21 protein-coding genes and 1 tRNA gene are annotated in these 24,280 nt (G+C 63.4%); 13 read left to right on the forward strand and 9 right to left on the reverse strand.

Translation table 11 applies throughout. The annotated features are described in order from the left end of the window. Nucleotides 1-65: 65 nt before the first annotated feature. From RM192_RS00310 to RM192_RS00320, 3 genes are all read right to left on the reverse strand, one after another. Complete coding sequence (locus tag RM192_RS00310) at nucleotides 66-800, reverse strand: LytTR family DNA-binding domain-containing protein (RefSeq protein ID WP_311505502.1); 735 nt, start codon at nucleotides 798-800, stop codon at nucleotides 66-68. A 10-nt stretch (nucleotides 801-810) separates the two neighbouring features. Beyond that, the gene (locus RM192_RS20025; protein WP_409233771.1) at nucleotides 811-2,646 is read right to left on the reverse strand and encodes a sensor histidine kinase; all 1,836 of its coding nucleotides are present in this window, start codon (nucleotides 2,644-2,646) and stop codon (nucleotides 811-813) included. A gap of 77 nt (nucleotides 2,647-2,723) precedes the next feature. Further along, nucleotides 2,724-4,247, reverse strand: coding sequence for a fumarate hydratase (locus tag RM192_RS00320; RefSeq protein WP_311505503.1), 1,524 nt, complete (start codon nucleotides 4,245-4,247; stop codon nucleotides 2,724-2,726). 162 nt (nucleotides 4,248-4,409) lie between these two features. Here RM192_RS00320 and RM192_RS00325 point away from each other — a divergent pair, with 162 nt between their 5' ends. From RM192_RS00325 to RM192_RS00350, 6 genes are all read left to right on the forward strand, one after another. Next, nucleotides 4,410-5,003, forward strand: coding sequence for a protein-L-isoaspartate O-methyltransferase (locus RM192_RS00325; RefSeq protein WP_311505504.1), 594 nt, complete (start codon nucleotides 4,410-4,412; stop codon nucleotides 5,001-5,003). 5 nt (nucleotides 5,004-5,008) lie between these two features. After that, nucleotides 5,009-6,466 carry a TolC family outer membrane protein gene (locus RM192_RS00330; RefSeq protein ID WP_311508537.1) on the forward strand — a complete coding sequence of 486 codons (1,458 nt, stop codon included), beginning with the start codon at nucleotides 5,009-5,011 and terminating at the stop codon, nucleotides 6,464-6,466. Between the two features lie 40 nt (nucleotides 6,467-6,506). After that, on the forward strand, nucleotides 6,507-6,953 hold the full coding sequence (locus RM192_RS00335; protein WP_311505505.1) for a DUF2497 domain-containing protein: 447 nt from the start codon (nucleotides 6,507-6,509) through the stop codon (nucleotides 6,951-6,953). A gap of 55 nt (nucleotides 6,954-7,008) precedes the next feature. After that, entirely contained in the window at nucleotides 7,009-9,096 is a 2,088-nt protein-coding gene (locus tag RM192_RS00340; protein ID WP_311505506.1) for a S9 family peptidase, read from the forward strand. Further along, complete coding sequence (locus RM192_RS00345) at nucleotides 9,093-9,467, forward strand: (2Fe-2S) ferredoxin domain-containing protein (protein WP_311505507.1); 375 nt, start codon at nucleotides 9,093-9,095, stop codon at nucleotides 9,465-9,467. The genes RM192_RS00340 and RM192_RS00345 overlap by 4 nt, the downstream gene beginning before the upstream one ends. A 65-nt stretch (nucleotides 9,468-9,532) precedes the next feature. After that, nucleotides 9,533-10,033, forward strand: coding sequence for a hemerythrin domain-containing protein (locus tag RM192_RS00350; protein WP_311505508.1), 501 nt, complete (start codon nucleotides 9,533-9,535; stop codon nucleotides 10,031-10,033). 9 nt (nucleotides 10,034-10,042) lie between these two features. Here RM192_RS00350 and RM192_RS00355 read toward each other — a convergent pair whose 3' ends face one another. From RM192_RS00355 to RM192_RS00375, 5 genes are all read right to left on the reverse strand, one after another. After that, nucleotides 10,043-10,729, reverse strand: a complete 687-nt coding sequence (locus RM192_RS00355; RefSeq protein WP_311505509.1) for an NnrU family protein — start codon at nucleotides 10,727-10,729, stop codon at nucleotides 10,043-10,045. A gap of 275 nt (nucleotides 10,730-11,004) precedes the next feature. Continuing rightward, complete coding sequence (locus RM192_RS00360) at nucleotides 11,005-12,222, reverse strand: acetyl-CoA C-acetyltransferase (RefSeq protein ID WP_311505510.1); 1,218 nt, start codon at nucleotides 12,220-12,222, stop codon at nucleotides 11,005-11,007. Next, a complete protein-coding gene (locus RM192_RS00365) occupies nucleotides 12,219-13,421 on the reverse strand; it encodes a CoA transferase (protein WP_311505511.1) in 1,203 nt (400 codons plus the stop codon). Before RM192_RS00365 ends, RM192_RS00360 begins: the two co-directional genes overlap by 4 nt. Before the next feature lie 11 nt (nucleotides 13,422-13,432). Further along, nucleotides 13,433-14,614 carry an acyl-CoA dehydrogenase family protein gene (locus RM192_RS00370; RefSeq protein WP_311505512.1) on the reverse strand — a complete coding sequence of 394 codons (1,182 nt, stop codon included), beginning with the start codon at nucleotides 14,612-14,614 and terminating at the stop codon, nucleotides 13,433-13,435. A gap of 93 nt (nucleotides 14,615-14,707) precedes the next feature. Next, nucleotides 14,708-16,699 carry a peptide MFS transporter gene (locus tag RM192_RS00375; RefSeq protein WP_311505513.1) on the reverse strand — a complete coding sequence of 664 codons (1,992 nt, stop codon included), beginning with the start codon at nucleotides 16,697-16,699 and terminating at the stop codon, nucleotides 14,708-14,710. A gap of 197 nt (nucleotides 16,700-16,896) precedes the next feature. Between RM192_RS00375 and RM192_RS00380 the strand changes: the two genes are divergently transcribed. The 7 genes from RM192_RS00380 (at nucleotide 16,897) to RM192_RS00410 (ending at nucleotide 22,670) form a co-directional block, all read left to right on the forward strand. Beyond that, entirely contained in the window at nucleotides 16,897-17,238 is a 342-nt protein-coding gene (locus RM192_RS00380) for a GntR family transcriptional regulator (protein WP_311505514.1), read from the forward strand. 153 nt (nucleotides 17,239-17,391) lie between these two features. Further along, a complete protein-coding gene (locus RM192_RS00385; RefSeq protein WP_109798113.1) occupies nucleotides 17,392-17,673 on the forward strand; it encodes an integration host factor subunit beta in 282 nt (93 codons plus the stop codon). 100 nt (nucleotides 17,674-17,773) lie between these two features. Then, a tRNA-Leu gene (locus RM192_RS00390) sits at nucleotides 17,774-17,858 on the forward strand. A gap of 221 nt (nucleotides 17,859-18,079) precedes the next feature. Next, a complete protein-coding gene (locus tag RM192_RS00395) occupies nucleotides 18,080-18,757 on the forward strand; it encodes a PilZ domain-containing protein (protein ID WP_311505515.1) in 678 nt (225 codons plus the stop codon). A 99-nt stretch (nucleotides 18,758-18,856) separates the two neighbouring features. Further along, nucleotides 18,857-20,452, forward strand: a complete 1,596-nt coding sequence (locus RM192_RS00400) for an NAD(P)/FAD-dependent oxidoreductase (protein WP_311505517.1) — start codon at nucleotides 18,857-18,859, stop codon at nucleotides 20,450-20,452. An 8-nt stretch (nucleotides 20,453-20,460) separates the two neighbouring features. Beyond that, on the forward strand, nucleotides 20,461-20,874 hold the full coding sequence (locus RM192_RS00405) for a GtrA family protein (RefSeq protein WP_311505518.1): 414 nt from the start codon (nucleotides 20,461-20,463) through the stop codon (nucleotides 20,872-20,874). Between the two features lie 5 nt (nucleotides 20,875-20,879). Beyond that, entirely contained in the window at nucleotides 20,880-22,670 is a 1,791-nt protein-coding gene (locus RM192_RS00410; protein WP_311505519.1) for a hypothetical protein, read from the forward strand. On the opposite strand, the gene RM192_RS00415 is transcribed toward RM192_RS00410, so the two are convergent. Then, nucleotides 22,621-24,102, reverse strand: a complete 1,482-nt coding sequence (locus tag RM192_RS00415; protein WP_311505521.1) for a sulfotransferase — start codon at nucleotides 24,100-24,102, stop codon at nucleotides 22,621-22,623. The genes RM192_RS00410 and RM192_RS00415 overlap by 50 nt on opposite strands. Between the last annotated feature and the right edge of the window lie 178 nt (nucleotides 24,103-24,280).

Consider the following 24,280-nt stretch of genomic DNA (forward strand, 5'->3'; position numbering starts at 1 on the left):
CTGAGCTTGGTGCGCGTCCTTCGACAGGCTCAGGACGAACGGTTTTTTGGCATTACGGTAGAGATTTACCGCCCGGCCATCGCCTTCACCCGCGCCAGATAAGTCCGGCCAATGCGTTGGACCGAACCGTCGACCAGTTCAGCCGACCACACGCCAAGGCCGTCGTGCTTCAAGCCTGCAATGCGATCCCGGCGCACGATGGTCGAGCGGTGGAGGCGGATGAAGCATTCAGGGTCCAGCCGCGCTTCCAGCCCTGCGATGGTGTGGAGCATCATGTAGCTGCGCGCACTTGCGTGGAGGCGCACGTAATCGCGTTCGGCGTCGATGCGTTCGAGATCGGCGGCGGCGACGCGGATCAGTTCGGAGCGGTGCGGAACCCAGAACTCCTCTATCCACTCGCTTGCCGGTTTTTCGGGCGTGAGAGACGGTTCGGGCGGGGAATTACGTCGGACTTGCGCGCGTTCGACCGCGCGTTCAAGCCGCTCCTGCGCAACCGGCTTGAGCACGTAGTCCACCGCGTCGCAATCGAACGCCTCGACCGCAAAATCGTCGTGGGCCGTCACGAATACCACCGCCGGACGGTTGGCCTGGCCCGACAGCGCGCGGGCGACGCCGAGGCCGTCGACTTCGGGCATGGTCATATCGAGCAGGACGAGATCTGGGGTCAGTGCCTCGATCAGCCGCAGGGCTGCTGCGCCGTCACTGGCGGTGCCGACAACTTGCAGCGCGGGGATGCGCGAGCACAGGATCTGCATGCGTTCCACCGCCAGCGGTTCATCGTCAACGATCAGCGTGCGCACAGTCTTCCCCTCAACATTCGTTTCGCACGACCGGCAGCGTCAGCACAGTCGCGTATCCCCCCGCAGGCAGCGGGCCGCTTTCGACTTTCGCCCCGTCCTCGCCAAAGCGCGCGGCAAGGCGGCTGCGCACATTGGCGAGGCCGATGCCGGTGCTGCCATTGACGAAGCCTTCGCCGGGGCCGTCATCAGCCACGCTGAGGATCAGGAAGCCGCCTGCCTCGCGCGCGGAAATGTGGATGGTGACCGGGCGGATCGTGGTGGAGACCGCGTATTTGATCGAGTTTTCGACCAGCGGCTGCAGGATCATCCCCGGCACACAGGCACTCATCAGCTCGTCCGGAATGTCGAACTCGCACCTGAGCCGCTCGGGAAAGCGCACCGCTTCGATGTCGAGATAGTGACGCTGCAGGGCGATTTCGTCCTCCAGGGGCATGTCCGATGTGGGATCGCCCGCAAGGCTGTGGCGATAGAACCGCGAGATCGACTGGATCATGCGCTCGGCCTGTTCGGCGCGGCCCACCATGACCAGCGCGGAGAGCGAATTCAATGTGTTGAACAGGAAATGCGGGTTCACCTGATAGCGCAAGCTACGCAGTTCCGCAGCCTTGGCCGCGCGGGCATATTGTCCCTCGCGGTATTCGGCCGCGCGGAGTTGCTCGCCATTGCCCAGCGCGAGATAGAGCGCGGCCCAGGCGATCAGCAGGAAATAGCGCCCCAGCGCCACATCGGTCAGCTGCCGCCACAGACCTTCGCTTTCCATGGACTTGCGGATGATGGTGACGTGATCGGGGCCGCGCACGTCCTCGGTGACGACATCGGACGGCGATGGCTCCGGCGCATCGGGCTTAGTTGCCGTTGCGGGCTTGGCGCGGGCCGCGCGGGCAGCGATTTCGGCACGCAGCCGGGCGAGCGCCTGCGAATCGCGCAAGGCTTCCGCGGCGGCGCGCTGTGCGGCGGCGCGGGCCTTGCGCACTTCCGCAGCCGTCGTGACCGGCGGCGCGGGTGGCGCGGAGGCGGCGGCGTCTTCCGGCGGGGCAGGCGGTTCAGGCGCTGCGATCGGTTCGACAGACTGCACCTCGTCATCGGCATCGCTGCGGATCAGGTAACCGCCGGTGCGCACTTCGGATGTGCCATCGGCAAAGCGGTGCACGACAAGGCCAGGCTGGGTGATCACCATGCTGCCATCCTCGTTGTTGACGACCTTGGTGTTGCGCATCGTTTCGGCAGCGATGCGCTCGCCCATCGCTTCGAGTTCGGCCAGTGTTTCGTCATCGATCACCGGTTCGGGCGCGGGCGCCGGTGCTGCGCGCGGGGCTGGTGCAGGCGGCTCCGGCGGTTCGGGAGGAATGAACCCTTCGTCGAGCACATCGACCAGCACATTGCCCGCCATGTCGTGGCGAATCTGGACGCCCGGCGTGCCGTTCTGGCTGTGCACCGTCACCGGCTTGTCCTCGCCCGGATTGGCCGCGGTATCGGTCTGCTGGGTGTTCTGCTGCGTGGAAATGCGCTCGATCATGCGCTGCTCGACCGGCGCGAAGGCCCACTGGTTGATTGCGGCGAGCGCCAGCGCAGCAGGCAGCATGATCACCAGCGCGGCGGCGATACGCACGGCGAGCGAGCGCCCGTCGAACCGGCGCAGCAGTGGCCAGCAGGCGACCGTCACGACAATACCCGCTGCAGTGACCGCACCGCGCCGCCAGAGCAGATCGCCGAAGTCGCCAAGCTCCACGACGAGGCCGCGCACGGTGATCAGCAGGAAATAGCACAGCCATAGCGCACAGGCGGACAGCACGACCTGCCGCGCCGGTACGCGCGGGATGCCCGGATCGATCTTGTCCAACGTCATGCGCCCCAGCCTAAACGCGAACGGCCCGACGCACCAGCAACGGTGGTCGGGCCGGATATGCGGTTTATCGAGAACGATCAGGCCGTCAGCAGGCCTTCATCGGCGATTTTCTTCTTCCACACCAGCGGGGCAAGCTGGTGGACGTTGTTGCCTTCGCTATCGACGGCGACGGTCACCGGCATATCCTCGACGGTGAATTCGTAGATCGCTTCCATGCCAAGGTCTTCGAAGCCGACGACCTTGGCCCCCTTGATCGCGCGCGCGACGAGATAGGCAGCACCGCCCACAGCCATCAGATAGGCAGACTTGTGCGCGGCGATGGACTTGGTGGCGGCAGGTCCCCGCTCGGCCTTTCCGACGCTGGCGAGCAGGCCGAGGTCAAGCATGAGATCGGAGAAGGAATCCATGCGGGTGGCAGTGGTCGGGCCGGCCGGGCCAACCACTTCCTCGCGCACCGGATCGACCGGGCCAACGTAGTAGATCACGCGGCCTTTGAAATCGACGGGCAATTCCTCGCCCTTGGCGAGCATGTCCTTGATGCGCTTGTGCGCGGCATCGCGGCCGGTCAACATCTTGCCGTTGAGCAGGAGGCGGTCGCCTTGCTTCCATCCCTGCACCTCTTCGGCGGTCAGCGTATCGAGGTTGACGCGCTTGGCTGCACTGTCGGGCGCCCAGTGTACTTGCGGCCATTCATCGAGCTTCGGGCGCTCGAGGTAGCTCGGGCCAGAGCCGTCGAGCGTAAAGTGCGCGTGGCGCGTAGCCGCGCAGTTCGGGATCATCGCCACCGGCTTGCCCGCGGCATGGCACGGCGCGTCCATGATCTTGACGTCGAGGATGGTGGAAAGCCCGCCCAGCCCCTGTGCGCCGATGCCCAATGCGTTGACCTTGTCGAAAATCTCGATGCGCATCTTCTCGATGTCGGTCTGCGGCCCGCGCAGCTTGAGTTGCGCCATATCGATCGGCTCCATCAGCGCCTTCTTGGCGAGCAGCACGCAGTGTTCCGCCGTACCGCCGATACCGATGCCGAGCATGCCGGGAGGGCACCAGCCCGCGCCCATTTGCGGCAACATCTCGATCACCCAGTCTACGATCGAGTCGCTGGGGTTCATCATCTTGAACTTGGACTTGTTCTCGCTGCCGCCACCCTTTGCCGCGACATCGACGGTGATCTTGTTGCCCTTGACCATCTCGACATGGAGCACGCAGGGCGTGTTGTCGCGGGTGTTGCGACGGGTGAAGGCAGGATCGGCCAGAACCGAGGCGCGCAGCTTGTTGTCGGCGTTCAGATAAGCCCGGCGAACGCCCTCATCGACCACGTCCTGCAGGGAAAGGTCTGATTCGAGGCGGCAATCCTGCCCCCATTCGATGAACACGTTGACGATGCCGGTGTCCTGGCACAGCGGGCGATGGCCTTCGGCGCACATCCGGCTGTTGGTCAGGATCTGCGCGATGGCGTCCTTGGCGGCGGGGCCTTGCTCTGCCTCATAGGCATCGCCCAGCGCGCGGATGTAGTCCATCGGGTGGAAATAGCTGATGTATTGAAGCGCGTCCGCGACGCTTTCGATAAGGTCCGCTTCCCGGATCGTGACCATTTCCGCCATGTTGCCGACTCCCTCAGTGGCTCGTGAACTGCGCCTGCGCATTACGCGGCAATTTGCGACAAGCAAACATCTTGGAAACAGGAGGTCGATAATCTACAGGCGTTGGCGAAACTTGAAGGCTGCGCCCGTCAGGTGCGCAAGCTTCGAAACATGAGGGTTCAAATGACCGTGGTTGAAGACCGCCCGGCTGCTGGCGATATGCTGATTGCGCGCCGCGCCATGATCGACAGCCAGCTTCGCGTCACCGGCGTGAATTCGCCCGCGATCCTTGCTGCATTCAACGCCGTTCCGCGCGAAGACTTCGTTCCCGCAGACCGCCGCGCCGTGGCATATGCCGATCGCGCCGTGCCGCTGGGCGATGGCAAGGCGCTCTCGCCCGCGCTGACGTATGGCCAGATGCTCGAAGCTGCCGACGTCACCGAATCCGACAGCGTGCTGGTGATTTCCGGCAACGGCTATCTCGAAGCGCTGGTTTCAAAGCTTTCGGGCAATGTCGTGCGCGCTGACAGCCTCGTTGCCGCGCAAGCCGGTACTTACTCGGTGATCCTGATTGACGGTGCCGCAGAAGTCCTGCCCGATTCGCTTGGCGCCCTGCTGGCCGAAGACGGCCGCGTGGTGACGGGCCTTGTCGAACGCGGCGTCACGCGGCTTGCCATTGCTCGCAAGGCAGGCGGCAAGGTGATCGCTACCGCGCTGGGCGAAGCCGATTTTGCGGTCCTGCCCGATCTGGCCGCACCGAAGAAGTGGAGCTTCTGAGCCTCATGCCCGCTGACAAGGCGCTGCGCCTCCTGCTGACGGCAAGCGCCGCCGTACTCGTCACGACCCCGGCCTTGGCAGATGACCTGCGCGAGGCGCTGGCGAGCGCGTACAACACCAACCCGTCGCTGCAGGCCGCGCGGGCCAACCAGCGCGCAACCGACGAAGGCGTGCCGCTGGCGCGGTCCAACGCCCTGCCGAGCCTGTCGGGCAGTGCGAGCTACACCGAGTTTCTGAAGAAGACGCCCAACGCCTTCACTGCGCCTGATCGCGCGCTTTCGGCCGATCTCAACCTGGGTGTACCGGTTTACGCAGGCGGGGCGGTCAAGAACTCGATTCGCGCGGCGCGAACCCGGGTAGAAGCCGGGCAGGAAGATTTGCGCGCGACCGAATCGGGCGTGTTTGCCCAAGTCGTTGCCGCTTACATGGACGTGATCCGCGACAGCGCAATTGTCGGACTCAACCGCAACAACGTCGAAGTGCTTGACGTCAACCTCAAGGCGACGAGCGACCGTTTCGAGATCGGCGACCTCACCCGCACCGACGTGGCGCAATCGAACTCGCGGCTCGCTCTGGCGCGCGCTGACTTGCGCAGTTCCGAAGGCAATCTCGTGGCGAGCCGGGAGCGCTATATCCAGATCGTGGGCAAGGCCCCGGTTGATCTCCAGCCGCCGCCACCCTTGCCAGGCCTTCCCGCAACGCCCGATGAGGCGGTGAATTTCGCGCTCGAAAACAACCCCGACCTGCTCGCCTCGCGCGAACGCAGCAAGGCGGCGGGTTTCGACGTGCGCGTAGCCGACGCGGCCAAACTTCCGCGCGTGTCGCTGTTTGGCGGAAGCAATTATACCGACTACTTCAATACGCTTGGCGGATCGTCCTCGGCAGCGTTCGCGCAGCATCAGACCACCGCGCAAGCCGGGGTAAGCCTGTCGATCCCGCTCTATCAGGGCGGCGCGCCCGCTGCCCAGACCCGCCAGGCGCAGGCGCGCGAAAGCGCCACGCTGGAGCAGGAAATCGCGGTCGAGCGCGACGTGATCGCCACGGTGCGCTCGTCCTATGCCTCGTGGAAGGCGGCGAACGATATCATTGCGATGAACCAGACTGCGGTCGATGCCGCCGCACTCAGCCTTGAAGGTGTGCGCGCGGAAAACACCGTGGGCAACCGCACGATCCTCAACATCCTCGACGCCGAGCAGGAATTGCTGCGGGCGCAGGTCCAGTTGGTGGCCGCACGCCGCAATGCCTATGTCGCGGGCTTCAACCTGCTGGCAGCGATGGGCAATGCCGATGCGCGCGATATCGGCCTGGATGGCGGGGCGCTTTATGATCCGCAGGTCAACTTTGACCGCGTGAAGGGCCGCATCGGCGACTGGGACCGCGATCCCGATCCCAAACCCCTCTCGACGCGGACCGTTGACACGCCTGCGCAGGATGCGACAATCACGCTCACGCCGCGCCCGTAAGGGAATCGGGGCAGGGGCTTCTTGGGGGTAAAGAGTTTCGATGCGTCAGGCCGGTGAACCGTCCGTCGAGGAAATCCTCGAATCGATCAAGAAGGTTATCGCGCGTGACAATCGTGCGGAAGCAGCAGGGCGTGCCGAGGCCGTTGCCCGCGCGCGCGCTGAACCCGCGCCGCGCCCTGCCTCTCGCCCGGCCGAAGTGCTTGAATTGACCGAGGCTGCTGCCGACGACGAAGAGCAGGCCGAGGAAGCGGGCCTGATCGCGGATGCGGCTACGGCATCCATGCGCGAATCGCTGGCCGCGCTTTCCATGCTCGCCCAGCCGGGCATGGCGCCGCAGATCGTGCGCTCGGGCGAAACCTCGCTCGAAGGCTTGGTGCGCGAACTGCTCAAGCCGATGCTGGCCGAATGGCTGGAAAAGAACCTTCCGGCGATGGTCGAGAAGATGGTGTCGGCCGAAATCGCGCGGATCGCAGGCAAGCGCGGCTGATCACACAGGAATTTCCGTTTTGCGCACCGGGCATGGAAGCGCTAATCCGGTTTCCATGAAAACTTTCTCGTTGCTCGCAGCGACTGCGCTCGCTGCCGCTTTCGCACCTTCGGCTCTTGCCCAGCAAGCCGCACCGCTCTCTCCGCAGGATCTGGTTACGCTGCACCGTCTTGGCGGCACGGCGATCTCCGCTGACGGTGCGCTCGCAGCTTATATCCAGACGACGACCGACCCCGTCAGCTACAAGCGAACGCCATCACTCTGGGTAAAGCCAACCGCCAAGGGCGAGGCGCGCCGCATCGATGTGGGTGGCAGCGTGAGCGATCCCGCATTCGGCCCCGATGGTGCGCTCTATTTCCTCTCGGACCGCAAGGTTGGCGAAAACGAAAAGACGCAAGTTTGGAAGGTCGATCCGGCCAGCGGCGTTCTGACGCAGGTTACCGGGTTCGCCACCGACGTCTCGGGTTTCGAGCTTTCGCCTGATGGCAAGCGCATAGCGGTGTGGGGCGATATCGCGCGCACATGCCCGACTTTCGGCTGCGAGAGCGACGGCAACACCGCGCTGCCCGGCCCCGGCACCGGCAGGCTCTACACCGATGGCGCAGGCTTCGTGCGGCATTGGGATGCGTGGGAAACGCCAGGCAACTACAGCCGCGTCTTTGCCTTCGACCTGAGCGCGGACGGCAAAGTGACCAGCAGCGGCGTCGCGCTCGATGGTCCGATTGGCACGTTGACCGGCGATAGCCCGGTCAAGCCTTTCGGCGGCGGCGAGGATGTGGCGTGGAGCGCGGATTCGAAGTCCGTCTTCTTCGTCGCGCGGCAGGCCGACCGTAACGAACCGACCTCGACCAATCTCGACGTGTGGCAATCAAAGCTCGACGGCGGTGCGCCGGTCAACCTGACGGCGGGCAACAAGGCCACGGATAACACGCCTGCGCCATCGCCCGACGGCAAGTGGCTGGCCTATGCGGCCATGGCGCGGCCCGGCTACGAAGCCGACAGGCTGGTGGTAAACCTAATCAACCTGCAGAGCGGCGAGCGGCGCGAACTGACCGGTGCGTGGGACCGCTCGGTCGCCTCGCTGGTGTGGACGCCGGATTCGAAAGCGCTGATCGCCACGGCGGAGGACGTGCTCGATACACCCGCGTTCCGGATCGATCCGATGAGTGGCACGGTGACTCGGCTTGTGCTGAATCCCAAACGCGAGGGGCATATCGCTGCGGTCGTTCCGCTGAAGGATGGACGCCTCGCCTATACCCGCGATTCGCTCGATGCTCCGGCGGAATTGTACATCGGCAAGCCGGGCAAGGCTGGCATTCGCCTGACCGACATCGCCACGACCACACTCGCCGCCCGGGCAACAGTCGTCACCCAGCGCTTCAGCTTCAGGGGTGCGGATGGGGACACCGTATGGGGACAGATCACCAAACCTGCGTGGGTGAATGGCAAGATGCCTTCAGTGCTGTTCGTGCACGGCGGGCCGCAGGGGTCGTATAACGACAGCTGGTCGAACCGCTGGAATCCGCGTGTCTGGGCAAGCCAGGGCTACGCCATCGTCTCGGTCGATTTCCATGGGTCCACCGGATACGGGCAGAACTTCACCGACGGGATCAACCGCGAATGGGGCGGCAAGCCCTTGGAAGATCTGCAAAAGGGCTTTGCCGCCGCGATTGCGCTGGATTCCCAGATTGACGGCGACAATGCCTGTGCCGCGGGCGCGTCCTACGGCGGGTACATGATGAACTGGATTGCGGGGACCTGGCCCGACCGGTTCAAGTGCCTTGTCCAGCATGACGGCGTGTTCGACGCCCGCGCCATGGCCTATGAAACCGAGGAACTGTGGTTCGACGAGTGGGAGCACGGCGGGCATCCCTATTACGAGGCTCCGGAAGAGTTCGAGAAGTGGAACCCGGTGAACCATGTGGCCAAATGGAAGACGCCGATGCTTGTCATCACTGGCGAGAAGGACTTCCGCATCCCCTATACGCAGGGGCTGGCTGCGTTCACCGCGCTTCAGCGCCGGGGCATTCCGTCCGAGCTGCTGGTGTTTCCCGATGAAAACCACTGGGTGCTGAAGGCGAAGAATTCGCTGCAGTGGCACCAGACCTCGTTCAACTGGCTTGCGCGCTGGCTGAAGAAATGATCGCAACGGAAGAAGGTATCGAGCAGGCCGAGCGCGCGCTCAGCCTGCTCGGCGGGTTCCATCCCCAGCGCCACATCCTGCTCTGCGCCGGGCCGGAGAAGGACAAATGCGCACCGCGCGAAGTGGGCGATGCGGCGTGGAACTATCTCAAGAAGCGGCTGGGCGAACTGAAGCTGGGCGGTGCGCAAGGGATCTTGCGCAACAAGGTGGGTTGCCTGCGTGTATGTCTGATCGGACCGGTCGCGGTCGTCTATCCCGACAACGTCTGGTATCATTCGTGCACCGCGCCGGTGCTCGAACGGATCATTCAAGAGCATGTTATCGGCGGCGTGCCGGTGGAGGAGTTCAGGCTCAAGCCGCCTCAGACATAACCTTCGGAACCCCTTATTACCCAAGGGGTTGATGGGGCAACACACTCATCCCGAAGGACATTCCCATGGCCCAGCCCAGCTATACTGACGCGATTGCCTTGCTCAAGGCCGACCACCGCGCTGTCGAAGCCTTGTTCGAGAAATTCGAAAAGGCGGGCGACGACAAGAAGCAGGCGCTCGCTCAGCAGATCTGCAACGAGTTGAAGATCCACACCGCGATCGAGGAAGAGATCTTCTACCCTGCGCTGAAGGGCAAGATCGAGGAAGAAACCTATACCGAAGCCTATGTCGAGCATGATGCGGCCAAGCTGCTGATCAACAACATCATGGCGTCATCTCCCGAAGACGCGTTCTTCGACGCCAAGGTCAAAGTGCTGAGCGAAGAGATCAAGCACCACGTCCATGAGGAAGAAGCGCGGTCCGAGGGCATGTTTGCGCAGGCGCGCGAAGCCGGGCTCGACATGGTGGCGCTGCGCGATCAAATGCTCGCGCGCAAGATGGAACTGACGAAGATGGCAAAGAGCGAAGCTTTGCCCGATGCGGAATTGCGGGTGATGCAGACCTGACGCTTAGCGTCAGCCGATCCACATCCACAGGCCGGCAGGAATCCCGAAGAAGTGCCAGTGGACCGTCGTGGCAAGGAACCAGACGACCAGCGCAATCAGCGTCGCCGTGCGCAGCTTGTCCAGGTTGCGCAAATTCGGCCAATACGTAGTGCGGCGCTGCCACGGAGAAAATTCGCGGTTGTTCTGCCGGATCTTGCGCTTGTCCTGGAAATGCGATCCCAGAAGAGCCACGAGAATCAGGCCACCCATCAGGATCAGCACCCGTGCTTCCGGAGCGACCATGATGTGCGCAAGCGCCCAGAGCGCAATGCCCCACATCATCGGGTGGCGGGTGATGGTGAATACTCCGGTAGGAATGATCGTTCCGAGGCCTGCTGCATTGACGCCGGGCAGGGCCGGGTTCCGCGAGAACGAAGAAAGCAAAAACGCTAGCGAAAGGATCGTGAGAACACTGGCGAGCGCCCAGATCACGGGATTTGATCCATCCCACAGTTGCATCGTCTCAGGTTCACGGTCGAATGCGACAAGTGCCCAGCCGAACAAGGAAAGCGAAACAAGCGAATAGAACAGCAGAAAGGTTTGCGTACCCATTGCAGAAACCAGCCGGGCGCGAAAGAATCCCGACATCGCGAAGTGCGTCAAAGCGAACAGAGCGACTGCCGCAAAAAGGTTGATGAGTTCACTCGCAGGCTGCATCCCTGAATCTTCTTCTTTTTTTGACCGATCAACGCCTGAGCATTGCCCGGCAATTGGTCAGCGCGCAGCGTGAGCCGCCCTTTTGATTCCCGGCGGTTTCCGATATGCCGTGATTACGCGATACGTACATGCAACTCGTATCATTTTCTACAGCATGGCAATGTAAAATCCGTGCAGTATTCTGGAGAGTTCAACCATATCGGAGCAATTCCTGTACCCCCGCGCGGGATGCTGCTTTGACGCTTGTTCCGCATGAAGCGATGCCCGTTCCGGAATCAGGCAACATTCTCGAAAATGGCCGCAATCCCCTGTCCGCCGCCGATGCACATGGTTTCGAGTCCGAAACGACCGCTGCGCCGGGCAAGTTCCCGGGTGAGGTTGGCGAGAATACGCCCGCCGGTAGCCCCGATTGGATGGCCCAGTGAAATACCCGAACCATTGACATTGAGCATGTCGTGGCGGCTGTCGTCGTCCGACCAGCCAAACCCCTTGAGGCAGGCCAGCACTTGTGGCGCAAAGGCCTCGTTCAGTTCGACAAGGTCGATATCCGACCATGACAACCCATTGCGCGCAAACAGCCGCTCGGTGGCGGGCACCGGGCCGATACCCATGCGGCTGGGATCGCAGCCCGCAGCGGCCCACGAATGGAACCACGCGATAGGTTCGAGGCCAAGCTCGTCCAGCTTGTCCTCGGCCACGACGAGGCAGACAGCCGCGGCATCGTTCTGCTGGCTGGCGTTGCCCGCCGTCACCACGCCACCCTCTATCGGGCGCAAGCTTGCTAGCGATTCGGCAGTCGCATCGGCGCGATAGCCCTCGTCATGGGCAAACAGCACCGGGTCGCCCCGTTTCTGCGGCACCGCAACCGGCACGATCTCGTCATCGAACAGACCGTTTGCCCAAGCCGTCGCTGCGCGCTGGTGGCTGCGCGAAGCATAGGCATCGCAGGCCTCGCGCGTGATCCCGTAATCGCGGGCGAGGTTTTCGGCAGTTTCGATCATCCCGCTGATCACGCCATAGCGCTCGATTGGCTGGCTCATCATCCGCCCGCGCGACAGCCTGTCGTGGAGAGTGACGCTACCCATGCGGACGCCCGCTCGCACATCAGTCGTATAGTGCTCGACGTTGGACATGCTCTCGACACCGCCCGCAACGACCACGTCAGACGCGCCGGTCTGGACCATCATTGCGGCATTGATGATGGCTTGCAGGCCCGATCCGCAGCGCCGGTCGAGTTGGTAGCCGGGGACCTGTTCGGGAAGGCCGGCCAACAGCCACGACCAGTGCGCGATACATGGCGCTTCGCCGCTGCCGTAGCCTTGCGCGAAAACCACGTCGTCGACGCGCGCGGGATCGATCCGGGTGCGTTCGACCAGCGCCTTGAGCACGGCTGCGCCAAGTTGTCCGGCGGTCAGTGCTGACAATGAGCCGCCGAACTTACCGACGGCGGTACGGATCGGGGCGACAATGGCGGCGCGGCGCAGACGGGTCATGGGGCGATTCCTGCAATTCCGGTATCGACGAGGCGGGCAATTTCCCCCGCTGGCAACTTGAGGCGCTCGGCCAGAACCTGCTCGGTGTGCTGGCCGATATGCGGTGCGGGGACGGCGGGGGTGCGCTCCATCTGGGGGATGGTGGCGATAGCCCCGGCAGCGGGATAAGCTAGGCCGCTGGGATTGTTGTTGCTCATCGTGAACAGGGGATTGGCGGTGAACAACCGTTCGTCCTGCATCGCCTGCGGCAGGGTGTTGTAGGGCCCGTGGGTTACGCCCTCGACATCGAGCCGCTCGACGAGTTCAGCGTGGGTAATGGCGGCAATAGCTTTTTCGAGCACCGCGAAAATGGCGTCGCGGTGCCTGAACCGCACGCCGTCGTCGCCCGAAAGCGACACGCCAAACGCAGCCTCCAGGCCAGCGACGGCACTGCTCAGGTCAAGAGCGCGGACGAGGCCTTGCCACTGCCGTTCGTTGATCGCCACGATCATCACCCGCGCCCCGTCGGCGGTGACGAAATCGCGCCCTATCGTGCCATAAACCGCGTTGCCAAGGCGGGGACGGTCCTGCCCGGTATGCACCACTTCGGCCACGCGCCCGAGATTGGCGACGGTGCCCATTGCGATGTCGGTCAACGGAAGCCGCACTTCGCCGCCGAGCCCGGTCGCGGCACGGCGCTGCACCGCTGCCAGCAGCGCGAACGCACCGTAAGCTCCGGTGATGAAATCCCACGCGGGAAGGGAGTGGTTGACAGGTTCGTCGCCGTGCCCCGTCAGCGCCGGGTAGCCGACGCCTGCATTGACGGTGTAGTCGAGCGCGATCGCGCCATCGGGCCAACCCATCACGCGCACCGAAATCATGTCGAGTCGCCCGGCTTCCAGCTTTTCGTGAGCAAGGAAACCCCTGGGCGGCAGGTTCGTCGCCAGTGTGCCGACGTCCTGGCACAGCCTCACCAGCAGTTCACGCCCCTCGGAACGGGTCAGGTCGAGCGCGACGCTGCGCTTGGCGCGGTTGAGGTTTTCCCAGCTGAAACTGTCTCCGCGCTCGTTGACCGGCAAGCGATGAAAATCCTGCCCGCCGCCGATCTGGTCAACCCGGATGACGTCCGCGCCGAACTGCGCACAATAGAGCCCGATCGTGGGCGCGGCGACGAACGAGGAAACCTCGATCAGCGAAAGGGTGCCGAGCAGATCGTACATTGCTTGCGTGCTCAGGCCTGTCCGCCGCCCGCGAAATCGCGCAGCATCTGCTTGGCGATCACCAGTTGCATGATCTGGGTGGTGCCTTCGTAGATGCGGTAGATTCGGCTGTCGCGGAAGAAGCGTTCGGCCTCGTATTCGGCAAGATAGCCCGCGCCGCCGTGAATCTGGACGCAACGATCGGCCACGCGGCCGCACATTTCGGATGCAAACATCTTGAAGGCGGCGGCTTCGAGCAGGACCTTGCGGCCTTCATCGGCTTTGCGAATGGCGTCGCGCATCATGCATTCGGCGGCATAGATTTCGGCGTAGCTGTCGGACAGCATCGCCTGGATCAACTGGAAGTTGGCAATGGGTTCTCCAAAGGCCTTGCGTTCTGTTGCATACTTTACCGCCGTGTCGAGAATGCGTTTGGCATAGGCGGTGCTGGCTGCGCCCACTGAAAGCCTCCCGTTGTCGAGGCTCTGCATTGCAGTGGCAAAGCCCTTGCCTTCCTCACCGCCGAGCAGTGCATCACCGGGGACGAACACGTCTTCCATGATGATGTCGCCGATGTGGCTGCCGGGTTGCCCCATCTTCTTGTCCGACTTGCCCCGCGTCACGCCCGCAATATCCAGCGGGACGATGAAGGCCGAGACATGGCCATTGCGAGGCAGGTTCTCCTTCGAGGTGCGCGCCATGATCAGTGCCACCTGCGCGAAGGGCGCATTGGTGATGTAGCGTTTGGTGCCGTTGAGGACGTAGCCGTTACCCGAGCGCACGGCGGTGGTCTGGAGCCCTGCCGAATCCGATCCCGAACCCGGCTCGGTCAGCCCGAAAGAGGCAATCTCGCCAGCAGCAAGGCGTGGCAGCCATTCGGACTTCTGGTCGTGCGTGCCCGCATTCTTGATCGCCGAGCAGACCATGCCGAGGTTTATCGACGTGATCGAACGGTAAGCCGGCATGGCGTAGCTCAGCGCGAAGATCGTCTCGATATACTGGGTCACGTTCATGCCCGCGCCGCCATATTCTTCAGGCATGGTCAGGCCGAACAGGCCCATCTCGCGCATTTCGGCGAGGAGGTCGTCGGGTATGCGGTCCTGCGCGATGACTTCGGGTTCTGCGGGAATCAGACGTTCGCGGACGTAGCGTTTCAGCTGATCGAGGAACTGCTCGAAAACGTCCGCGTCCATACCGGGGTTTGGCGTGCGCATGATCAATCCTAAACTCCTCGCCCGTGATCTGGAGAGGAGTTTAACCGACTAATTAATAAAACGCCAAGCACAGAATTGCCCGCGCCCTGCAGGTCAGGTCACACCGTGCATCAGCTTCTTGAGCGGCACCGCAACGACCAACAGGACCACGCCAATACCGACCGAAATCCAGCCGATGGTGGTGAACACCCCGACGTAAGTATCGAGGCTGACCTTCAGATTGGTCACTTGTCCGCCCACCGTTTCGACACTGGCGATCTGCGCGACCATGCCTGCCACGTATTGCGCGACCGCGATCGAGAGGAACCACACGCCCATCATCATGCCGACGACTCGCGCCATCGACAGCTTGGTGATCATCGACAGGCCAACCGGTGAGATGCACAACTCGGCCATCGAGTGGATCAGGTAGAGGCCCGCCAGCCACATCAAGCCGACCTTGAACTGCGCATCGGCGAACTGAGATCCCCACACCAGAAGCAGGAAACCGACGCCCACGCCCATCAGCGCGATCGCGAACTTGACCGGGATCGACGGTTCGACACCGCGCCGGGCCATCTTGTTCCACATAACGCTGAACAGCGGTGCGAGGGTGACGATAAACAGCGCGTTGAAGATCTGTGTCTGGCCAGCGGGCATGACATAGACGTCGTCGGTGCCGAACCCCTGCGAGCGGGCGTAGATCATGCCGAGGAAACCCCCGAACATGACGGCGCCGAAGCCTAACGCCATGAGACGCTTGGTTTCGGGTGTTTCGCCATTGCCGAAGAACCAGGTCAGCAGCCAGCCCAGCCCGCCGAGCAGCAGGGCGAAAAACAGGTAGTAACTGGCAGGCATCGACTGGAACATCGCAAACAACGGGCGGGTCCAGCCCACTTCGAGTACCGTGTTGCGTTCGGCGAACAGGGTCAGCGACGAGCCGGCCTGTTCGAACAGCGTCCAGAACACGACGTTGAACACGATAAGCACCATCGCCGCGAGCATCATCTGGAATTCGATGCGCGTGCCTGAGACCAGTGCCCAGATCAGGATCCCCGGAACTGCCATCAGGAACGTGCCGAACATCAGCTTGCCCATGATGGGCAATCCGAGGAAATAGCCGATGATGCCCTGACCTTCTGCGGGCGGCACATAGGCCATCAGGTTGACGAACAGGAACCAGAATAGAGGCACGCACACCAGAGCGGCGCCGTAGATCAGCCAGTCCTTGCGCGGATCGGCTCCAGCTGGGCGATCACCATAGCCATCGAGCCGTCCTCCGTCGAACTGGACGAGCACCCACGAGAAGGTCATGCCGAGCGCGGCGAGGCCGAACCCTGCCCACCAGCCGACCGATTCAGCCAGGATCGGGCAGAAGAACTGCGACAGCAGCGAGCCCAGGTTGATGCCCATGTAAAACAGCGTGAACCCGGCATCGCGTCGTCGGTCGCCATCGGCATAGAGGGTGCCGACCATCGTCGAGATGTTGGGTTTGAAGAAGCCGTTGCCAACGGTCACGATCGACAGACCGATCAGCAGCAGAGCGATGTGGAAGGGCGAGCGTTCGCCGTCCGACTGAAATGCACCCGGAGCGACGCGCCTCGCCTCGGTGCCGTCAGCGGCCTTGAGCGAGACCGACTTGTCATCATTTCCGACGATTTCGAGACGCTGGCCGCCCGCTTCGATCGTGCGGCTTTCGATGCCGCCCACATCGGCGACAGTGACTTCGTAGCGCTGGCCGTCGATGGTGGCGTAAGGCCGCGCCGCTTCACCGCCGAAACAGAGCATGAAATAGCCCGCCGCCATAAGGATCGCGCCGAACTTGACCGAGCGCTTCGAGCCGAGATAGCGGTCGGCCATGAGCCCGCCGATCACCGGGGTAAGGTAGACCAGCGCGGTAAAGCCGCCATAGATCCCGGCGGTTGTGGTATCGTTGAACAGGAAATGCTTGGCGAGATAGAGCGTCAGGATCGCCCGCATGCCGTAATAGCCGAACCGCTCCCACATCTCGGTGGTGAACAGGCGCTTCAACTGCGCGGGGTGGCCGAACCATTCTCCAAACTGCTGGGGTTCGGTGGTGGCGGCGTTCATGTTGTCCTGAGCCATGCGGGCGCGCGTTCTCGTTGTTGTTAACGGGGCGCCGCGCCTCTCCCGCGCGGCCTTGAGCGCCCTTAGTGGCACGGACGCGCAAGGCAAGAAACTATTTTCAATCGAAACCAATATCGGCGGCCAGGCGGAAACCCCAGGTGAGGCCCGGAAACCAGCGATTGTGCGCCTCGCTGTATTATGGCAGTGCATCACCCATGAGCAATCCTGGCCGCCCCGTCTATCTGCGCCTGCGCGACGAGATCTGCGCCGGGATTCTCGACGGGCGCTATCCCGAACAGACGATGCTGCCGTCTGTGCGCGCTTTTGCCGCCGACCAAGGTGCAAATCCGCTGACGGTGGCCAAAGCCTATCAGCAATTCCAGGACGAGGGTTTGGTTACCGTCCAGCGCGGCATCGGCATGTTCGTAGCGCCCGGTGCGGTCGAGGCATTACGGCTGCGGGAGCGCGAATCGTTCCTGCGCAATGAGTGGCCGGAAACCGCTGCGAGGATGCGGCGGCTGGGGCTAACTTTGGCCGACCTCGCCCAAATGGCCTGAAACGGTGCATATTCGGTAGTTAGGCAGGCTATCAACCGATTGTAATGCCGGTTCCAGCGTGGCAGGATGCCTGCTTGCGCTCAGACGGGGGTCCGGGCGCATGGGATCGTCATAAGGGGGACGTCCTCAAGGACGTCTGGCGGAGGGTAGCACATGATCAGGTCGGAGCTGTTGCAGGCGCTCGCAAAAGAGAGCCCAGGATTGCGCAGCGAGGAAATCGAACGCGTCGTCGACGTATTTTTCGACGAAATCGCCAAGCGCCTTGCCGAAGGCGGGCGCGTTGAGCTGCGCGGCTTTGGCGCTTTTTCCACGCGTGAACGCGATGCCCGCAAGGGCCGAAACCCGCGCACTGGCGAAACCGTCGAAGTGCCGGGCAAGCGCGTGCCCTATTTCAAGGCCGGCAAGGAAATGCGTCAGCGCCTCAACGCCGACTGACGACTTGTTTCACGAATTTTGCGAAAGGCGCCCAACGGGAACGTTGCGGCGCCCTTTGTGCTGTGGCAGGCGCACGTAAAGAGGCATGGCCTGCAATCGGGCGGACGTGGCGGAATGGTAGACGCCGGGGACTTAAAATCCCCTGATCCTTGATCGTGCGGGTTCGAGTCCCGCCGTCCGCACCATAGCTTCGCAATTTGTTGTCGCATTCGTGGTTGATCCCGCGAATTGACCTCTAGTTGCGCAGCTATTGGAGCAAACCGTGATTCAGCACACGGAACAATCGCTTAAAAGCGCCTAATAGAGTCCTTGGTAACTCCACGGTAGGACTTGCGCGACTATGGTCTTTCAGGCCGGGACTTGCGTGATTCCGGTTGTTCGGGGATTTCGCGCAAGGGGACCGGGCTTGGCCCACAACGACGACCAGCAGCCGCAGGCCGCAAACAGCGGCAAAGACGGGGAGCAGCGCGCCGCGCCGCGCTTCACTTTGCTCATTCGTGCGGCCAAGCTGATCGTGGACGACACCAGCGAGTTCCTTTGCGTGATCCGCGACGTATCGAGCACCGGCATCAAGATCCGCTTGTTCAATCCGCTGCCGCCGCATGCAAAGCTATCGCTCGCGATGAGCAATGGCGACAGTTACGAGGTGGAAACGGTCTGGCAGGAAGGTGACTACGCCGGTTTCCGCTTTGTCGACGACATCGATATCGAACGGTTGCTTGATGAGGCGCATGGCACTTTTCCCAAGCGCCAGGTGCGCCTGCGCATCCACCTCGACGCCATTCTCCATTCCGGAGGCGAAGCGGTTCGGGTCGCGTTTCAGGATATTTCGCAGCAGGGTGCCTGCATCGATTGCGACAAGTGGCTCTTGATGAACGAGCTTGTTCGCGTCGAAACCGGGGTCTTGCCAGCGATTTATGCCAAAGTGCGCTGGCGCAGCCATCCGCGCTATGGACTGCTGTTCGAACAGACGTTCAAGCTCGACGAGCTGGCCCATATCGCAGCGCCGCTGCAACCCGGTGACTCCATGTCCGCACCGGGTGAACGTCCCCTGGGCGAGGCCCGCTTCGGTCGCCGCGACTGAGATCGCTTTTTTCGCGTTTCACGCGGTCATCGTTAACCAAGCTTTAGCCATTTTTGTTCACTTCTCGCTGCAAGAGACAGTGGTTCAACGGGGGCTTCAATGGTTAACGCGACGCAGGGCGGCACGGCAAATGGGCGCAAGGTCGATGTGGCAATCATCGGCGCAGGTCCTGCCGGCCTTACCGCAGGCTACCTCCTGACCAAGCGCGGCTTTTCGGTGGCGATCATCGAGAAAGACCATACTTACGTCGGCGGCATCAGCCGCACGGTCGAGCATGAAGGCTATCGCTTCGACATCGGTGGCCACCGCTTCTTCTCGAAATCCAAGCAGGTCGTCGACTTGTGGAACGAGATCCTGCCCGACGACTTCATCCAGCGCCCACGCATGAGCCGCATCTATTACGAGGGCAAGTTCTACTCGTACCCGCTGCGTGCGTTCGAGGCGCTGTGGAACCTCGGGCTCGTGCGCTCGACCCTGTGCATGGCAAGCTTTGCCAAGGCCAAGGCGTTCCCGAACCGCAAAGTGAAGAGCTTCGAGGACTGGACCGTCAACCAATTCGGGCAGAAGCTCTATTCGATCTTTTTCAAGACCTACACCGAGAAGGTGTGGGGTATGCCCTGTGACGAGATGAGCGCCGACTGGGCGGCCCAGCGCATCAAGGGCCTGTCGCTGTGGGGCGCCGTCACCGACGGCCTGAAGCGCAGCCTCGGACTCAACAAGCGCCCGAATGACGGGATGCAGACCAAGACCCTGCTCGAAACCTTCCGCTATCCGCGCCTCGGGCCGGGCATGATGTGGGACGCCGCGCGCGACAAGATCCTCGCCACCGGCAAGGGCGAATTACTGATGGGCCATGCCTTCAAGCAGCTGGCCGCAGACGGACAGGGCGGCTGGCGCCTTTCCGCGACGAGTGACCACGGCGATGTGGTGATCGAGGCGCGCCACGCGATCAGTTCGGCACCGATGCGCGAGCTGGGCGCGCGCCTGCATCCACTGCCTGCAACCTCGCTCGAAGGCAGCCGCTTGCGCTATCGCGACTTCCTCACCGTCGCGCTCAAGATCCGTTCGGAGGAGCTATTCCCCGACAACTGGATCTACATCCACGACAGCAAGGTGAAGGTCGGCCGCATCCAGAACTTCCGCTCGTGGTCGCCCGAAATGGTGCCCGATGAGAGCGTCGCCTGCGTCGGCCTCGAATACTTCTGCTTCGAAGGCGACGATCTGTGGGATTCGACCGATGACGACCTGATCGCGCTCGCCACCAAGGAAATGGCGATTCTCGGCCTTGTCAGCCCTGAAAAGGTGATCGGCGGCGTGGTCGTGCGGCAGGAAAAGGCCTACCCCGTTTATGACGATGAATATGCCGCGAATGTCGCCGCAATGCGCACCGAACTCGAAACCGCGCATCCCACGCTGCACCTGGTCGGGCGCAACGGCATGCACCGCTACAACAATCAGGATCACGCGATGATGACCGCGATGCTCACGGTCGAGAACATCGCCGCAGGCGCGCGCGTCTATGATACCTGGTGCGTGAACGAGGACGCCGAATACCACGAAGCGGGTGACGAAGGCGCCGAAGCCGCGATCCCCGCGCGTCAGTCCATCACCGAAGACCAGGCCGCAGCGCTTGCATCGGTGCGCGATGTGCCCGAACGCATCGCTCCGGCAGCGCCTGCCGTAAAGGCAGCCTGACCCTTACCATGACCGGGATGATCTTGCCGATGATCGACCGCCTTCGCCGTATCGTGCTCTTGCGCTACCTGCTGGCCAGCGTCGGCGCGCTGGCGGTCGACATGGGTTCATTCCTTGCTCTGCTTGCGCTGGGCGTCATGCCGGTGCTTGCCTCTGCCGCAGGATATTCACTTGGCATCGTGGCGCATTGGGTTCTTTCGAGCCGCGCGGTATTCGCCGACAGTGTTTCGGCGGAACGGGTCCAGCGCACGCGTCAGAAGGCGCTGTTTGTCGGCTCCGCGCTGATCGGCCTTGCCCTGACCACGATGATCGTCGGAGCAGGCACTGCCGCCGGCCTCGATTCCCGCCTCTCCAAGATCGTCGCGATCGGCGCGAGTTTCACCGTCACCTGGCTGTTGCGCAAGCGGGTCGTCTTCCAGTGAGGGCCATGCAGGCCGGCGCTCCTATGGGCGAGCGCCGCGCGGCGACGCCGGTTCTCGGCGTTGTCCTGATCTGGCTGGCCACGGCCTTGCTCATGCTGCTGGCAACCGGCGGCAAGATCGGCCCGGCGGCCTTTCTCGACGGCGATGATGCTTTGCGGCTGCAGCAGGTGCGAGACTTGCTGGCCGGACAGGGCTGGTTCGACCTTCACCAATACCGCATCGCACCGCCGGACGGTGTGGCCATGCACTGGACCCGCGTAGTCGACTTGCCGATTGCAGCGGTCATCCTGATTTTGCGTCCACTGCTGGGGCAATTCCAGGCAGAAGTGGTAGCAATGACGCTGATTCCACTGCTCGGGCTGCTATCGGCCATGCTGCTTTCGGCCAGGCTCGCCGCGCGCCAGTTCGGTGCCAGTGCGGGCTTGATTGCAGCCCTGATGGTGGTTGCAGCCATTCCCGCCTCATTCCGCATGATGCCGATGCGTATCGATCATCACGCGTGGCAGTTCGTCCTCGCCCTCGTCGCGCTCAATGGCATGGCGGCGCGCACGCCCAGAGTGGGCGGCGCCGTCGCCGGGCTGGCCTTGGCACTGGCGCTTGGCATATCGCTTGAATCGCTGCCGCTTGCGGTGATCTTTGCCGGGCTTTGCACACTGCGGCTGTGGCGCGGCCAGCGTGAGTGGCTGGGTGCATATATGGCTCCGCTCGCCCTTGCCAGCGCGGTGTTCCTGCTGTTTTCGCGCGGCTTTTCGGACCTTGCAGACCATTGCGACGCCTTGTCACCGGTTCACGTGATGGTCCTTCTTTGGGTGGCCGGCACCTGTGCGCTGATCCTGCCCCGCTTGCGTCACCGTCCGCCGGGGCTGAGCCTTGTCGCGCTGGGGGCCATTGGCGCGGGCGCCATCGCGATCATGGCGACGCGCGCGCCGCAGTGCCTCGGCTCCGATGCCTTCGCCGCGCTCGACCCGCTGGTGAAGCGCGTCTGGCTGGATTCGGTGGTCGAAGGCCTTCCGGTATGGCGCCAAGGCCTTGTGCTGGGCGCGACTATCATCCTGCTGCCGCTGTTCGGCTTCATCGCATGCGTCCGCCTGCGCCTTGCGGCGAACGATCAGGCGACGCGCGACTGGTGGACCGACATGGCGCTGCTGCTGGCAGGTGCCACTCTTGTCGGCCTACTTGTGGCGCGGGCGGCGGGCGTTTCCTGCCTCTTCGCAACCGTTCCGGCAGCATGGCAATTCCAGGGCCAAATGCAGGCATGGCGCGCCGACCGATTGGTCCTTCGCAGGCTGGCCCGCATTGCCTTGCTGATGGGCCTCGTCATGCCCGGTGCATTTGTCGGCATGGCTGGGAATGCGGTGCTGCGCAAACCCGCTCCGCCTCCCGCAAGTGCAATGTGCAAGCTGCCGGAGTTCCTGCCCGCGCTTGCCCGCCTGCCCGCGACGACTGTCCTGTCCGGTCTGGATCTCGGCCCGGCCATTCTGGTGACGACACCACACACCGTGGTGGCCACGGGTCACCACCGCGCCAGCGCCGCGATGCGTGACCTGCTTCTTGCCTTCCTCGGCCCGGACGCAGGCGCGCGGGCGATCATGGCGCGGCGCAGCGCGCGCGTGGTCGTGATCTGCGCCAAGGGTAGCGAGACCCGCCTCTACCGCCGCCTCGCGCCCAATGGCTTCATGGCGCATCTGGCAGATGGCAAGGCGCCGTCATGGCTCGAACCCCTGCCGCTTGCACCGCAAAGCGGGATCAGCGCGTGGGCTGTGCGTCCGCAACCAGCGCCGCGTAGCGCTCGGTAAACGGCGCCAGCCTGGTGCGGTAGGCGTCGGCCGCGCCGACTGCGCCAGTGTTGATCGGCTCGCGCACCTGCATCACGCTCGCGGTCGAAACGATGCGCTTGGTTTCGTGCGGGCGGAACACCTGCGGCTCCTCGGCCAATCCGCAATGCGCCAGAATGCGACGGATCTGTGGCTCGGGGTCCTGCACCAGCGACTGATAATCGACCACGAGAATGCGGTCGGGGAACATCGCGCTCCAGTGCCGGAACAGTTCGTCCTCCAGCGCAAAATGCGCGGCGATGTCCTCAAGATCCCAGCTCCAGTCGAGCCCGTGGATGAAGTAGGTGCGATAGGCCGACCATGCGCAATCGGCAGGGTCGCGGCGCATCCACACGACTTTTGCCTGAGGCAGCAGCGAGGCGATCAGGCCCATGAAGCGGCTGGTGTTGAGCGCCTTGTCGACAAAGCGGCCCTGCTTGCCAAAGCGCTCCTGCCCCAGATGAATGTATAGCGCCGCCAGATCGTCGGCTCGGCCACCAGCGTTGAGATAGCCGGCCAGCCCCTTGGCACCGGGCGATGGCAAGTCGCGGAGCAACACCGACATGCGGCCCAGTTCCTCGCCGCCAGCTACGGCGGAATGGCTGACAAGGATCTGCTCGACCAGGGTCGTCCCCGAGCGCGGCAGGCCGGTGACGAAGATCGGCGTGTCGGTCTGGATCGTCACTCGCGCGTTCACGCTTTCGACGAAGGCGCGGTCAAAGCCGTCGCGGCATTCGGCGGCATCGCTCGCGTCGGTGGCCGCATCATAGGGACGCCAGCCTTTGACGAGGTCCGCGCCCGCGGCAAAGTGGCGGAAGGCGGCGTCCGGTTCCTTGCGGTCAAAATGCACGCGCCCGGCGGCGTAATGATAATGCGCGCGTTCGAGCGCGGGTGCGCCTTCCATCGCAGGCTCTGCCGCGATGATCCGGTCGCCGATGGCGTCACCCGCCTTGCGCTTGCGCGCGGCCGCCAGCGACAGCATCGCTTGCCCAAGCTGCGGCTCTGAATCGAGCGCGGCGAGCAAGCTGCGTTCGGCCTCTTCCACATCGCCCAGATTTACTGCGATGGTCCCGCGAATGTATTGGTGGCCCGATACTGTCGGCACGCCGAACGGCACTTCGCCCATCAGCTTCCACGCTTGTTCAAGATTGCCGGTCTGCGCCAGCATCGCGGCCTGCAGGAACCGCGCGTGCGGATCGCTGGCGCGGTGGTGGGCATAGCGTTCCATGGCGAGATGCGCGCCGCTGTATTCGCCATTGGTCTGCATCACCTTGGCAATCGACTGCCAGCGGTCGCCCAGCGCGGGATTGCCTTCGATCAGGGCAAAGGCGGCGGCGTTGGCCGCGCGGCGGTTGCCGCTTTCAAGCGCGGCGACGAAGGCCCGCAGCTGGGTAATCGCCTGATCTTCGGTCATGGTCATTTGCCTGAATTGCGGGAATTGAACGGGTTTATGGCGGGGCGGGTGCAGCGCTGCAAGCCCACCCCCAACCCCTCCCGCAAGCGGGAGGGGGGAAGGAGGGAAAGCCCCTCTCGCTTGCGGGCGGGGAGCGAGACGTGCGGCTCCGCACGAGACGTTAGTCGCAGTGGGGTGG

It is taken from the genome of Novosphingobium sp. MMS21-SN21R, from assembly GCF_031846015.1.
GTDB lineage: Bacteria > Pseudomonadota > Alphaproteobacteria > Sphingomonadales > Sphingomonadaceae > Novosphingobium.